This is a genomic window from Sporosarcina koreensis (assembly GCF_042655825.1).
Classification (GTDB): domain Bacteria; phylum Bacillota; class Bacilli; order Bacillales_A; family Planococcaceae; genus Sporosarcina; species Sporosarcina koreensis.
Genome location: NZ_JBHSNP010000011.1, coordinates 218,866 through 233,347 on the forward strand (window position 1 = coordinate 218,866; position 14,482 = coordinate 233,347).

16 protein-coding genes are annotated in these 14,482 nt (G+C 46.4%); all 16 read left to right on the plus strand.

The genetic code is table 11. The annotated features are described in order from the left end of the window. Positions 1-117 precede the first annotated feature (117 nt). Positions 118-594, plus strand: a complete 477-nt coding sequence (rimP, locus tag ACFPTP_RS07675) for a ribosome maturation factor RimP (protein ID WP_381443390.1) — start codon at positions 118-120, stop codon at positions 592-594. Between the two features lie 22 nt (positions 595-616). Then, positions 617-1,837, plus strand: coding sequence for a transcription termination factor NusA (gene nusA / locus ACFPTP_RS07680; RefSeq protein WP_381443392.1), 1,221 nt, complete (start codon positions 617-619; stop codon positions 1,835-1,837). A gap of 19 nt (positions 1,838-1,856) precedes the next feature. Further along, entirely contained in the window at positions 1,857-2,135 is a 279-nt protein-coding gene (gene rnpM, locus ACFPTP_RS07685) for an RNase P modulator RnpM (RefSeq protein ID WP_381443394.1), read from the plus strand. Further along, the gene (locus tag ACFPTP_RS07690; RefSeq protein WP_381443395.1) at positions 2,132-2,506 is read left to right on the plus strand and encodes a YlxQ family RNA-binding protein; all 375 of its coding nucleotides are present in this window, start codon (positions 2,132-2,134) and stop codon (positions 2,504-2,506) included. Before rnpM ends, ACFPTP_RS07690 begins: the two co-directional genes overlap by 4 nt. Beyond that, a complete protein-coding gene (infB, locus tag ACFPTP_RS07695; RefSeq protein ID WP_381443396.1) occupies positions 2,454-4,940 on the plus strand; it encodes a translation initiation factor IF-2 in 2,487 nt (828 codons plus the stop codon). The genes ACFPTP_RS07690 and infB overlap by 53 nt, the downstream gene beginning before the upstream one ends. Next, complete coding sequence (locus ACFPTP_RS07700) at positions 4,937-5,215, plus strand: DUF503 domain-containing protein (RefSeq protein WP_381443397.1); 279 nt, start codon at positions 4,937-4,939, stop codon at positions 5,213-5,215. The genes infB and ACFPTP_RS07700 overlap by 4 nt, the downstream gene beginning before the upstream one ends. A 22-nt stretch (positions 5,216-5,237) precedes the next feature. Further along, on the plus strand, positions 5,238-5,585 hold the full coding sequence (gene rbfA, locus ACFPTP_RS07705; RefSeq protein ID WP_381443399.1) for a 30S ribosome-binding factor RbfA: 348 nt from the start codon (positions 5,238-5,240) through the stop codon (positions 5,583-5,585). Positions 5,586-5,666: 81 nt separating this feature from the next. Then, complete coding sequence (gene truB / locus ACFPTP_RS07710; protein WP_381443401.1) at positions 5,667-6,578, plus strand: tRNA pseudouridine(55) synthase TruB; 912 nt, start codon at positions 5,667-5,669, stop codon at positions 6,576-6,578. 11 nt (positions 6,579-6,589) lie between these two features. Continuing rightward, a complete protein-coding gene (locus ACFPTP_RS07715) occupies positions 6,590-7,534 on the plus strand; it encodes a bifunctional riboflavin kinase/FAD synthetase (RefSeq protein ID WP_381443402.1) in 945 nt (314 codons plus the stop codon). Between the two features lie 147 nt (positions 7,535-7,681). Beyond that, entirely contained in the window at positions 7,682-7,951 is a 270-nt protein-coding gene (rpsO, locus tag ACFPTP_RS07720; RefSeq protein WP_239429857.1) for a 30S ribosomal protein S15, read from the plus strand. Positions 7,952-8,095: 144 nt separating this feature from the next. Beyond that, positions 8,096-10,219 (plus strand): polyribonucleotide nucleotidyltransferase, encoded by a 2,124-nt coding sequence (pnp, locus tag ACFPTP_RS07725; protein WP_381443404.1) that lies wholly within the window; start codon positions 8,096-8,098, stop codon positions 10,217-10,219. 89 nt (positions 10,220-10,308) lie between these two features. Then, entirely contained in the window at positions 10,309-11,553 is a 1,245-nt protein-coding gene (locus ACFPTP_RS07730) for a M16 family metallopeptidase (RefSeq protein WP_381443406.1), read from the plus strand. 66 nt (positions 11,554-11,619) lie between these two features. Then, entirely contained in the window at positions 11,620-11,895 is a 276-nt protein-coding gene (locus ACFPTP_RS07735) for a YlmC/YmxH family sporulation protein (protein WP_381443407.1), read from the plus strand. Beyond that, positions 11,882-12,661 (plus strand): hypothetical protein, encoded by a 780-nt coding sequence (locus tag ACFPTP_RS07740; protein WP_381443408.1) that lies wholly within the window; start codon positions 11,882-11,884, stop codon positions 12,659-12,661. The genes ACFPTP_RS07735 and ACFPTP_RS07740 overlap by 14 nt, the downstream gene beginning before the upstream one ends. 12 nt (positions 12,662-12,673) lie before the next feature. Continuing rightward, positions 12,674-13,258, plus strand: a complete 585-nt coding sequence (locus ACFPTP_RS07745) for a dipicolinate synthase subunit B (protein WP_381443409.1) — start codon at positions 12,674-12,676, stop codon at positions 13,256-13,258. A gap of 175 nt (positions 13,259-13,433) precedes the next feature. Beyond that, positions 13,434-14,465 (plus strand): aspartate-semialdehyde dehydrogenase, encoded by a 1,032-nt coding sequence (locus tag ACFPTP_RS07750; protein ID WP_381443410.1) that lies wholly within the window; start codon positions 13,434-13,436, stop codon positions 14,463-14,465. The last annotated feature ends 17 nt before the right edge of the window (positions 14,466-14,482 follow it).

Sequence of the window (14,482 nt, forward strand, 5' to 3'; positions counted from 1 at the left end):
GATGGTATAATTGGTGCAACTTTTGCTATACGTCTTGCGAAAAGAGTGGGGTTTCCCGCTCTTTTCTGTTGTCTATTCGTATAAGACAAGTTTGAATCAAATTTCGGGAGGGTTATGATGAGTAAAATTACAGAAGAAGTTGAAAAGCTCGTCAGTCCGATAGTGAATGACCTCGAGTTGGAATTGGTTGATATTGAATTCGTTAAAGAAGGCAGGGACTGGTTTTTACGGGTTTATATCGATACGCCGGAAGGGAATATCGATATTGAACAGTGCGCACTTGTGAGTGAAAGGCTTAGTGAAGAGCTGGACCGTACAGATCCAATCCCTCAGAACTATTTTCTTGAGGTTTCCTCACCCGGCGCTGAACGTCCGCTTAAAAAAGAAGAGGACTTCAAAAAAGCAGTCGGTCAGTATGTATTCATTAAAACGTATGAACCGATCAACGGCATGAAAGAGTTTGAAGGATACTTGCTTTCTTATGGTCCTGATGCCGCAGAAGTTGAAATCCGCATCAAGACCCGGAAATTGCAAGTCGTCATCGAAAAGGAAAAAATCGCATTTGCACGACTAGCAATTGATTTTTCCGCATAATTGAATATAGGAGTGATTAATTATGAGTAGTGATCTACTCGATGCATTGACAGCCCTTGAAAAGCAGAAAGGAATTTCGAGGGATGTAATTGTGGAAGCGATTGAAGCGGCCCTTGTTACCGCATATAAAAGAAACTTCAACCAGGCGCAAAACGTCCGTGTCGATTTGAATCTGGAAAAAGGGACGATGAAAGTCTATTCCCGCAAAGATGTCGTGGAAGATGTGGAAGATGAAAGACTTCAAATCGCACTTGAAGACGCTTTGGCCATCAATCCTGCATATGAACTCGGAGATATCGTCGAAGAAGAAGTGACTCCGCGTGATTTTGGACGGATTGCAGCGCAGACGGCCAAGCAAGTCGTCACACAGCGTGTCCGTGAAGCTGAACGGGGTCTAATCTACGATGAATATGTAGACCGGGAAGATGATATCGTCAACGGGATCGTCGAGCGTTTGGACGCAAGGAATCTTTATGTTGGACTTGGAAAAGTGGAGGCAGTACTGCCTGCTAGCGAACAGATCACTACAGAATCCTACCAGCCTCATGATCGTATCAAAGTTTACATTACTAAGGTCGAGCGTACTTCAAGAGGGCCCCAAGTTTTTGTTTCCCGTACACATCCCGGCCTTTTGCGCCGGTTGTTTGAAATGGAAGTTCCAGAAATTTATGACGGTACGGTAGAAATCAAATCGATTGCCCGTGAAGCGGGGGACCGTTCGAAAATTTCAGTCCATACAAATAATGAGGAAGTCGATCCGGTCGGTTCTTGCGTTGGTTCCCGCGGAGCGCGCGTCCAATCCATTTCAAACGAATTGAACGGCGAAAAAGTCGATATCGTGGAATGGTCCGAAGATCCGGTCGTCTTCGTAGCGAATGCATTGAGCCCTTCCAAAGTGCTTGATGTGCAAGTGAATGAAGAGGACAGATCGACAACGGTAGTCGTGCCGGACTACCAGCTATCTTTGGCAATTGGGAAACGTGGACAGAACGCACGGTTGGCCGCCAAGCTTACTGGATGGAAAATCGATATTAAAAGTGAAACGGATGCCCGCGAATTAGGGATCTATCCGCCTTCCTTCGATCAAACTGGCGGAGAACGACTATTTGAAGATGATGTATATGCTGTTACCGAAAATGGAAACGATGAATATGATGAGGATCCATATTTCGATGATGAGCCGGAAGAAGAATCCGATCTGGAAACGATCGATTTATATTCGGAAACAGACGAGGACAATTGAGTTGAAAGGATGACTGCCCATGACAAGCAAAAAGAAAATCCCTTTGCGTAAATGTGCGGCGACGGGCGAGATGCTGCCAAAGAAGGAAATGATCCGCATTGTCCGCACAAAGGAAGGTGAAGTTTCAGTCGATCTGACAGGCAAAAAATCAGGACGTGGTACATATGTATCGAAAACTGAAGAAGCTGTTGAAACAGCGAGACGCAATCGATCGATTGAAAGCCAGCTTGGAACATCGGTGCCTGAGGAAGTCTATGAAGATCTTCTGCATGCAATCCGTCGTGAGGCGTTGAAATGAATCCTACTGCAATCTTCCAATTGTTAGGGATGGCCGCAAGAGCCCGTAAACTGATCACCGGTGAAGAACTGGTCGTCAAAGAAGTGCGTTCGGGTAATGCACGTTTAGTCATCGTTTCTGAAGATGCTTCACAAAATACACATAAAAAAGTAAATGATAAATGTAATTTCTACAACGTTGAGAAGCATGTATTCGGGAGCCGGGAAGCTCTCGGCCATGCAATCGGAAAAGAGTCGCGGGTCGTACTCGCGTTAACGGATGCCGGCTTTGCCAAAAAAGTATCCGGGCTCCTCAACGAATATAACCGGGGGTGGGCTAATGACGAAGATACGTGTACACGAATACGCGAAACAAGTGAATCGGACGAGTAAAGAAGTCATCGAAGAGCTTGGGAAAATAAATGTGAATGTAACGAACCATATGTCGATGCTTGATAGAGAGGCGACATCAAAATTGGATCAACGTTTTGGTAAAGGCGGTTCTACGCCGTCTGATAAGCCTAGAAGCGGACAAAATGACCGGAATCCTGCTTCAGGGGCGGCTCGTCCTTCGGGCAATGCGCAGGACAACAAGAGACAGGGCGGCCAACGTCAAGGGCAAAGTACACAAGGTGGCAACCGACCGGCACAAAGCGGTCAGCGCCAAGGCCAAAATGCACAAGGTGGCAACCGACCGGCACAAGGCGGTCAGCGTCAAGGACAAGGAGCACAAGGCGGCAACCGACCAGCTCAAGGCGGTCAGCGTCAAGGACAAGGAGCACAAGGCGGCAACCGACCGGCACAAGGCGGCCAGCGTCAAGGACAAGGAGCACAAGGCGGCAACCGACCGGCACAAGGCGGCCAGCGTCAAGGACAAGGAGCACAAGGCGGCAACCGACCGGCACAAGGCGGCCAACGTCAAGGTCAAGGGACCCAAGGCGGCAACCGTCCGGCACAAGGCGGCGGCAATCGCCCGGCTGGACGTGGCGGAAGACCACCAGCACGTGGCATTAACCAAGGGCGCAGAAGACATCGTCCGGCTCCAATGCCAAAAGTGGAGAAGCCGTTGCCGGAAAAAATCACGTTCTATGAATCATTGACAGTCGGTGAACTTGCAAACAAACTGGGCAGAGAACCGTCTGAAATCATCAAAAAGCTATTCATGCTTGGCGTCATGGCAACAATCAACCAAGAGTTGGATAAAGATGCAATCGAGCTGATCTGTGCGGAATACGACGTGGAAGTGGAAGAAGAAATCCGCATTGACGTCACTGATCTCGAAATTTATTTTGAGGAATCCGAAGAGCCTGAAGGTGAACTGACAGAACGTCCGCCAGTCGTTACAATCATGGGACACGTTGACCATGGAAAAACGACGCTACTCGATTCGATCCGTGACACGAAAGTGACACAAGGCGAAGCGGGGGGCATCACTCAGCATATCGGTGCTTATCAAATCGAAGCGGAAGGCAAGAAAATCACGTTCCTGGATACGCCTGGACACGCGGCGTTTACAACAATGCGTGCACGTGGTGCGAAAGTGACGGATATTACAATCCTAGTCGTTGCAGCGGATGACGGTGTCATGCCTCAAACGATTGAGGCGATCAATCATGCGAAAGCCGCTGAAGTTCCGATCATCGTCGCGGTGAATAAAATGGATAAGCCGACTGCAAATCCGGACCGAGTCATGCAGGAGTTGACGGAGCATGGCCTACTAGCCGAAGCGTGGGGTGGAGATACGATCTTCGTACCGATTTCCGCATTAAAAGGCGAAGGGATCGATCAGCTGCTTGAAATGGTTTTATTGGTGGCGGAAGTCGCTGAATTGAAGGCTAGCAAAAACATTCGCGCAAAAGGGACTGTCATCGAAGCTCAATTGGACCGCGGCCGTGGATCGGTCGCAACGCTTCTTGTACAAGATGGAACGCTTCGTGTAGGTGACCCGATCGTCGTTGGAAACACATTCGGGAAAGTACGTGCGATGATCAACGACCTTGGCCGCCGCGTAAAGGAAGCAGGTCCATCCACGCCGGTGGAAATTACAGGTCTTAGCGATGTACCGCAAGCGGGTGACCGTTTTGTCGTCTTCGAAGACGAAAAGACAGCCCGTCAAATTGCCGAATCAAGAGCAGGAGATGCATTGCAGGAACAACGTGGCGAAAAAACACGTGTCACGCTTGATAACCTTTTCGACCAGATGAAACAAGGGGATATGAAGGAATTGAACCTTATCGTCAAAGCCGACGTTCAAGGAACCGTCGAAGCGATGGCCGCTTCCCTTATGAAAATCGAAGTCGAAGGCGTAAACGTCCGGATCATCCATACTGGAGCAGGCGCCATCAACGAATCGGACATCTCCCTAGCTGCAGCATCCAATGCAATCGTCATCGGTTTCAACGTGCGTCCCGATGTCAATGCTAAACGTGCAGCCGAAGAGGAAGGCGTCGATATCCGATTGCACCGCGTCATCTATAAAGTGATTGAGGAAATCGAATCGGCGATGAAAGGGCTATTGGATCCTGAATACGAAGAAAAAGTGATCGGCCAAGCCGAAGTCCGTGAAACGTTCAAAGTTTCGAAAATCGGAACGATCGCCGGAAGCTATGTGACAGAAGGTAAGATTACCCGTGATGCGGGCGTACGTGTCCTACGTGATAATATCGTCATCTTCGAAGGCGAGCTTGACACATTGAAGAGATTCAAGGACGACGTAAAAGAAGTCGCAAGAGGCTATGAATGCGGAATTACAGTTAAAAACTTCAATGACATTAAGGAAGGCGACATTTTTGAAGCCTTCATCATGGAGGAAATTAAACGGACATGATCGTCTATGCGGAATGCACATTCTTCATACCTGACGTCCATTCATTGAAAGGCAAACGATCCGTTTTGAAAAGAATGACAGATCGTGTAAAAAATGAATTCAACGTTTCCATCGCCGAGATCGATCACCAAGACTTATGGCAAAGGACGACAATCGCACTTGTTTCAGTTGCCGCGTCAAAAGATGCCGCGGAAGGGGAAACGAGGAGAGCCATCCGTTTTCTGGAATCAAATCCGGAATGGGAAATGACAGAAATGATACTTGACTACTATTGATACGGAATCGGGGTGACCATCTATGTCTATGCGTGCAAATCGTGTTGCTGAACAGATGAAGAAAGAATTAGGTGGAATCATCAGCCAAAAATTGAAAGATCCTCGCATCGGCTTCGTTACTGTGACGGACGTCGAAGTGACAGGTGATCTTCAACAGGCGACCATATTCATTTCGGTATTAGGAAATGAATCTGAAAAAGAGGCGACTCTTGCCGGTCTGACGAAGGCGAAAGGTTTTATCCGCACTGAAATCGGGCAACGGATCAGACTCAGGAAGACACCTGAAATCGAATTTGCATTTGATGATTCTGTCGAATACGGAAATCGTATCGAATCGCTGCTTCGTCAAGTGAATAGTGAAGAAGAATGAACGATTGGAGGAAGTCGGCGTCCGAATGGACTTTCCGGCTTCCTTCTTTTTGTTACTAAAGCTAAAGTGAGGAGGATGAATATGGATGGGATTCTTCCTTTGTGGAAGCAAAAAGGGATGACTTCGCATGATTGCGTATTCAAACTCAGGAAAATAGTAGGCATGAAAAAAGTGGGGCATACAGGGACACTAGACCCCAACGTGGAAGGCGTCCTCCCAATATGCCTTGGACAAGCTACAAAAGTTGCGGAATACGTGACAGACGCAGGAAAAGAGTATATTGCCACAGTCTCGATTGGCACATCAACTGAAACGGAAGATGCGGAAGGGGCACCTGTCTCGACAGATAATTCCAATAAAAAAATCAGCCGTTTGGAGATTCTTAATGCACTTGAACAGCTCACCGGAGAGATTGTGCAAATTCCACCGATGTATTCCGCAGTAAAAGTGAATGGCAAAAGGCTATATGAATACGCCAGAAAAGGAATCGAAGTTGAAAGACCCGAACGGACTGTACATATTTATGAAATCGAATTGCTTGATGATCGCGAGACGTTCGAAGGGGAAGAAATCAAGTTCATGATCCGGATAGCGTGCGGAAAAGGCACATATATCCGGACGCTATCCGTGCAAATTGGCGAAAAACTTGGGTATCCAGCCCATATGGCAACTTTGGTCCGTACGGCATCAGGAAACTTCCGGCAGAATGATTGTTTGACGCTTGCAGAAGTGGAAGAGCACAAGAAGAAAAACACTCTCCAACAATTTATCCGACCGCTTGAAGAGGCGCTTGCCGAATTTGAATTCGTCGAAATCGACGATGATTTGTATGGTAAGATAATAAACGGACAAGTATTACCACAGCATCCTGCACTGGCGGACAATGAGGCAATTGCTTTTACGAAATCACAAAAGGCGATTGCCATCTATTGCAACCATCCGACAAAAGAGGGATTGATGAAACCTGAAAAGATGTTTCCATTCAATCAGTAGGGGAGAATCTCATGGAAATTTACCATTTGCACTATCCATCTCACACAGCTGTCGATGACAAAGGCCCTTTTTCGCTAGCCATCGGTTTTTTCGACGGGCTGCATAAAGGACATCAGACAGTAATCAATGAAGCGATAACAAAAGCGGAGCAATTAGGGATCCGTACAGCTGTTATGACATTCGATCCTCATCCGTCGCACCTGTTTGGCAAGGGAAGAGAAAAGGTCGGCTACATTACAAAATATCCGGAAAAGTCCCGGCTTCTAGAAGAAATGGGTGTCGATACGCTTTTCATCGTAACGTTCGATTGGGAACTTGCTTCCCTTTCCCCGGAGCGTTTCATTGAAATTTTTATTAAAGGCTTGGGCATCAAGCATGTGACCGCCGGCTTCGACTTCACGTTCGGTTCAAAAGGAGCGGGCACTATGGAACAGATGGCCGCGCTTTCTGCAGGTGAATACGGTACGACAATCATTGAAAAAGTGACCGATTCCGTTGAAAAGATTTCATCGACCCGGATTCGCAAACTTCTTTCCGAAGGAGACGTCGAAAAGACCGCCTCATTGCTCGGAAGACCGTTCAGAACGGTCGGTACCGTCATAGACGGCGAGAAGAGAGGCAGGCTGCTCGGCTTCCCTACAGCTAACGTATCTATCGACGAAGAGACAATCCTGCCAGCAAACGGTGTCTACGCTGTCCTATTCTCCGTTGACGGTCAATTTTATAAGGGCGTCTGCAACGTAGGAGTGAAACCTACCTTCCACGATCCTGATAAGATGAAACCGAGCGTAGAAGTCCACGTCCTCGATTTCAACTCCGATCTATACGGAAAAAAAGTCACCGTCGATTGGATAGCAAGAATCCGTGCAGAAAAGAAATTTGGATCGGTTGATGAACTTATTCAGCAAATCGGCAAAGACAAAGAAACAGCCAAGCAGTTGCTGTCAGGGCGTTGATATCCGCTCATTTCGACTTCTTTGTTGCATCCTCAAACCACACATGTTATGATAAATCAGTGCTAGAGCACAAACCTTTCCTTGGCTATCGAATCACCAACGTTTGCTCGGGATTTGGGGATATTTAATGATTAGGAGGTGAAAAGGATGGCTATTACACAAGAGCGTAAACATGAATTGATCAACGAATTCAAAACTCATGAAAACGATACTGGATCTGCTGAAGTACAGATCGCTATCCTTACTGAAGAGATCAACAACTTGAACAACCATTTACGTACACACAAGAAGGATCACCATTCTCGTCGTGGTCTTTATAAAATGGTCGGTACTCGTCGTAGACTACTTAAGTACCTACGTGAAACTGATGTTCAACGTTACCGTGATCTTATTGCCAAACTCGGCCTTCGCCGTTAATAAGATGTATACGAAAAGCGGGCCTTGCCCGCTTTTTTTTATTGAACGATTAATTTTTCGCATATGTCCTTCTTTTTTGATACACTACTACGTAATACATACTTCGTATGATGTCCATGTTTGAAATTAGAGAGGGGTACCATAATGACAGAACAGAAAAAAGTTTATTCATTTGATTGGGCTGGAAGACCGTTAACGATTGAAACGGGCCAGCTTGCGAAACAAGCGAACGGCGCTGTACTTGTAAGGTACGGAGACACGACCGTGCTATCTACAGCAACCGCTTCGAAAAATCCGAAAGCACTTGATTTCTTTCCGTTGACAGTCAACTATGAAGAAAGATTATACGCCGTAGGGAAAATTCCAGGCGGTTTCATCAAACGTGAAGGACGCCCATCGGAGAAGGCCGTTTTAACGAGCCGCCTCATCGACCGTCCGATCCGTCCGTTGTTTGCGGATGGATTCCGTAATGACGTGCAAGTCATTTCACTTGTCATGTCTGTCGATCAGAACTGTTCATCTGAAATGGCAGCAATGCTCGGCTCATCGCTCGCATTGTCCATTTCCGACATTCCTTTCGAAGGGCCGATTGCCGGCGTACAAGTCGGACGCATCGATGGCGAATTCATTGTGAACCCGACGCCGGAGCAATTGGAAGTGAGCGAGCTTGACCTCGTCGTTGCAGGAACAAAGGATGCCATCAATATGGTTGAAGCAGGAGCGAAGGAAGTTGCGGAGGATATCATTCTCGAAGCAATCATGTTCGGTCATGAGCAGATCATCCAATTGATCGAATTCCAAGAAAAGATCATTGCAGAAGTCGGCAAAGAAAAAATGGAAATTACATTATTCGAACTTGACGAAGCATTGCTTGCTGAAGTGAAAAATAAATGTGAAGCCGATCTTATCAGCGCCATCCAAACTGAAGAGAAGCATGCACGTGAAGAAGCGATCAACGCTGTAAAAGACGAAGTGATGGAGCACTACACAAATGAAGAGTCGGATGAAGATACGATAAAGCAAGTGAAGAACATTCTGGATCACCTTGTTAAGGAAGAAGTCCGCCGACTCATCACGGATGAAAAAGTCCGTCCTGATGGCCGTGGATTGGATGAAATCCGTCCGTTAGCATCGGAAGTAGGCATTTTGCAGCGCACGCATGGTTCAGGCTTGTTCACACGTGGACAAACCCAGGCGCTCAGCGTATGTACATTAGGGGCTTTAGGTGAAGTTCAGATCATCGATGGACTTGGACTTGAAGAATCAAAACGTTTTATGCATCACTATAACTTCCCGAACTTCAGCGTAGGGGAAACAGGTCCTATCCGTGGACCGGGCCGTCGTGAAATCGGTCACGGTGCCCTTGGGGAACGAGCACTTGAAGCGATCATCCCGGATGAGAAAGATTTTCCATATACAATCCGTCTCGTAGCGGAAGTATTGGAGTCCAACGGCTCGTCCTCCCAAGCGTCAATCTGTGCCTCTACAATGGCGATGATGGACGCAGGAATCCCGATCAAGGCGCCAGTTGCGGGAATCGCAATGGGACTTGTGAAAAAAGGGGACAATTATTCCGTTCTTTCAGATATCCAAGGGATGGAAGACCATCTTGGAGATATGGACTTTAAAGTTGCCGGAACTGAAAAAGGGATTACCGCTTTGCAAATGGATATTAAAATCGAGGGACTATCCCGTCAAATTTTGGAAGAGTCTTTAACTCAAGCGAAAATCGGACGGATGCATATCCTTGATCATATGATGGCGACCATTTCCGCGCCACGCGAAGAACTTTCACAATATGCGCCGAAGATCATCATGATCCGGATCAATCCTGACAAGATTCGTGATGTCATCGGGCCTGGCGGTAAAGTTATCAATAAGATCATTGAAGAAACGAATGTTAAAATCGATACGGAACAAGATGGCACAATCTACATTTCTTCCCCTAACTCGGACATGAACGAAAAAGCGAAAACGATGATTGAAAACATCGTACGAGAAGCAAAAGTCGGAGAATATTACCTAGGTAAAGTGAAACGGATTGAGAAATTCGGTGCATTCCTAGAAATATTCCCAGGCAAAGACGGGCTTCTCCATATTTCTGAAATCCAGGAAGAGCGTACGAAAGCTGTTGAGGATGTATTGAAAATGGGCGATGAACTTCTTGTCAAAGTCATTGAAATTGACAATCAAGGTCGCGTGAATCTTTCCCGCAAAGTCGTTTTGAAAGAAGAAAAAGAAGCGGCGGAAAAAGGGAAAAACGAATAAACGATTTGCATATAATAATGGAAAGCCCCACTTTACGATGGTGTGAAGATGGTGGCTTTTTGTTATTTCAATTAGCGGGGGGAAAAGAATTGATACAAAAAAAGATATGCCAAAACGGCGTCAGAATTATCCATGAAAAGATGCCATATGTCCGCTCATTGGCAATCGGCCTATTTGTGAAGGCCGGTTCCATAGATGAGACAGAAAAGGAATGGGGGCTTTCCCACTTCATTGAACATATGCTTTTCAAAGGTACGGCGACACGAAGCGCAAAAATGATCGCAGAACAATTCGACCGGATAGGCGGGGATATTAATGCGTACACTTCCAAAGAGATGACTTGCTATTATGCGACGGTGCTCGATCATCATGCGGAAGAAGCGTTAACAATATTAGCGGACATGTTTTTCAATTCCAGTTTTAACGGAGCTGATATTCAAAAAGAGAAATCCGTTATTTTGGATGAAATCGCGTCAGTGGAAGATACGCCTGATGATGACGTTGATGAACGGCTTTGGTCAGTCATGTACCCGCAGCATACGATTGGAAGGTCGATTGGCGGGATTAAAGAAACAATTGATTCATTCGATAAGGAAATGATCGAGAAGTACATATCGAAGCACTACACTGTTGAAAATACCGTCATCTCGATAGCAGGAAATTATGACGATGAATTGATTGGATTCATCGAAAACCTATTCAACTCATTCATCCGGAAAGGATCATCTGATTCGATTGAGGCAACTCGCCCTGTCTTCCACAACGGCAGAATATCGAAATCCAAGGATATCGAACAAGCGCATATTTGCATCGGTTATCCGGGTCTCACACTAACCGATGACCGTCTGCATGATTTGATTCTGCTCGATAGCATCGTAGGAGGAACGATGTCTTCCCGGATGTTCCAAAAAATCCGAGAGGAGAAAGGGCTTGCTTATTCCGTGTTTTCCTATTATTCATCGTATATGTCAACAGGCTCATTCGTCATTTATGGGGGAAGCGGACCTGAACATTTGGAAGAGATGGTGAATACGATGGATAGCATCATCCGCGACATTATGGCGGATGGAGTGACAGAGAAGGAGTTGCACAATGCGAAGGAGCAATTGAAAGGCAGCTTCCTGCTCGGCCTTGAAAGTTCTGAATCGAGAATGCATCGCAACGGCAAGAATGAGCTGATTCTTTTAGAGCATAAGACGATCGACGAAGTAGTTGACCTGATCGATAAAGTGGAAATGGACAATGTCAATTCGATCGCGCGCGAGACGTTTGCCAGGGAGCGAGCGATTTCCGTCATCGCCCCGAAAAAAGCGGTGAAAAGAATCCGGTTTTAGAAACGTGTCAGCTTTGCCTCCTCTGAATCATATGATGAGTCAGGACATTTAAAAGGGGGCAAAGACATGCTGCTATCTGAAATGGCACAAAAAGAACTTATCCAAGTGGAGGAAGGAATCCGCTATGGCTTTCTTGCAGATACGGATTTGATTTTCAATCGAAAAACAGGAGCGATCATCGGCTTCGAAGTGAAAAAGAAATTCGGAAGATTTCCATTCCGAAATAGGGAACAGGAGACCTCGGAGTTCATACCTTGGAGCGAGATCGTATTGATTGGGGAGCACCGGATTCTTTTTGGAAAAACACATAGTTTGGGGGAGTTTGATATTGACGACAATTGATGGAAAATGGCTGTTCATCGGAACGGACCGCCGATTATCGGAATGCAGCCGGATTATCGAGAATCATGGCTTCGAAGTGCTCCATTATGACGGAAACGATTATACCGATGAGCTGGCCGACATCCTTGACGAATTCTCTCCGGCTCATATCGTTTTTCCGATTCTGCAAATGGAAGGTGCCATTCCTGTAGAAAAAATTAATCCATCAACAATTCTTTATCCTGGAGTAGCTACAAAAGAATGGCTTTCGCCTTTCAATGAAGCCGGCATCCCTATCCGCCCCTACTTGAAGGAAGTGGAGTTTGTCTGGGAAAATGCTGTTTTGACAGCAGAAGGATTTCTGCTGGAATACTACTCCTCAGCAAAACGGCGGGTATCCGGTGAACATTTTCACATTGCCGGGTTCGGAAAAGTCGGTAAAACGACAGCTGCTGCCCTTTCATCTCTTGGTGGCTCTGTAACGATATTGGCGCGTTCCGCAGATCAGCTTGGGGAAGCATCCGCATTCGGTTATCAAACGATGCCGTTGCCGACCGGAACAGTCGACTTACAAGGGATTCTCGTTAATACGATACCCGCGAAATGGCTGAATGTCGGAACGGACTCCACATTGCGGATTTATGATTTGGCATCTGCGCCCGGTTGCCTAAGGGACAATGCCCCTGATGAATACTATACAATACACCTCGGATTGCCGGGAAAACATTTTCCGGCAGATGCCGCTAAGGCTTTGTCCGAAGCGTTGCTGAGGATGAATAGTAGATGAAAGGGGAAAAAGATGCTACAAGGGAAAAGAATTGGCCTTGGTATTACGGCATCCCATTGTACGTATGACCAAATACTGCCCGTTATCAGCGATTTGCAGGAAAACGGGGCGACGGTAGTTCCAGTTATTACACACTCCGTCCTTACCGCTGCAACCCGATTCGGGACAGGAGAGGAATGGATTGCAAGAATTGAAGAAGCGACAGGTGAAAAAGTCATTTCTACAATCGTAGGGGCTGAGCCGTTCGGTCCAAGTTCCCCGGTCGACTGTATGATCATTGCACCGATGACTGGAAATTCCATTAGCAAACTCGCTAATGCCGCGACAGATTCGCCAGTATTGATGGCGGCAAAGGCCACTTTGCGGAACGGCAGCCCGGTGTTGCTTGGCATTTCAACAAATGACGCATTGGGATTGAATGGCCCGAACATCATGAAGTTATTGAACATGAAAAATGTATATTTCATCCCGTTCGGTCAAGACGATCCTTTCAAAAAACCGAACTCATTGATCTCCGATTTTACATTAATGGTTCCTGCTGCGGCTGCGGCCCTCGAACACCGACAATTACAACCACTTTTAATTATTCATAAATAAAATAAAAGATACAACGCAGAAAACTTTCGGATATGATATACTTTCTCCAATGAACACATATGGGACCTAGGATGAAGTTTTGTTTTTGCATAAATATGAATTTCATTCATGTGCATCAATAAACAAAAATACGTATATATATCCGACTGTCCTTACAAATGAAAGGGAGATAGAGATGAATAAAGAAAATCTGAATGTAGCAATTGTTGGCGCAACCGGTGCAGTGGGAACAAAAATCCTTGAAAAACTATTGGAAAGAAAATTTCCTGCAAACTCAATAAAATTGCTGGCTTCGAAGCGCTCTGCCGGTCTTGAAATCTCTGCAGGCGGTCAAACATATATAGTCGAAGAAACGGTGCCTGAATCATTTGAAGGCGTCGACATCGCATTCTTCAGCGCGGGAGGATCCATTTCCCAGAAGTTTGCGCACGAAGCGGTGAAACGCGGAACTGTCGTTATTGATAACACGAGCGCGTTCAGGATGGATGAAAACATACCGCTTGTTGTTCCAGAAGTGAATCCGCAAACGTTGGAACAACATTCCGGAATCATCGCGAACCCGAATTGTTCCACAATCCAAATGGTTGCCGCGCTTCAGCCGATCAAGGAAAAATTCGGCATCAAGCGGATCATCGTATCAACCTATCAAGCAGTTTCAGGAGCGGGTGCTGAAGCGATTGATGAACTTGATCAGCAAAGCACCCAATTCTCGGAACGCGCGCATATCAAAGCGGAACTGCTTCCAAGCGCTTCAGCCGAACGTCATTATCCAATTGCGTTCAACGCTATCCCACAAATCGATCTTTTCGATGAATCGGGGTACACTTTAGAGGAATTGAAAATGATGAATGAAACGAAAAAGATTTTCGGCGACCAAGAAATGGCTGTTACTGCCACTTGCGTCCGTCTTCCTGTCGTGACAGGCCATTCGGAATCCGTCTATATCGAAACGGGCGATGAAAATGCGACTGTCGCCGACATCCGTGCTGCGATGGAAAACGCGCCGGGAGTTGTCGTCCAGGACGATCCATCCGCACAATTGTATCCGATGCCGTTATTCGCCGAGGGGAAAGATGAAGTCTTTGTTGGGCGCATCCGGAAAGATCCGAAGCATCCTGGAGGCTTTCATATGTGGATCGTTTCAGATAACTTGCTGAAAGGCGCAGCGCTGAATTCGGTCCAAATTGCAGAGGAATTGATTAAATAAATTTGAAACGGTTGTGA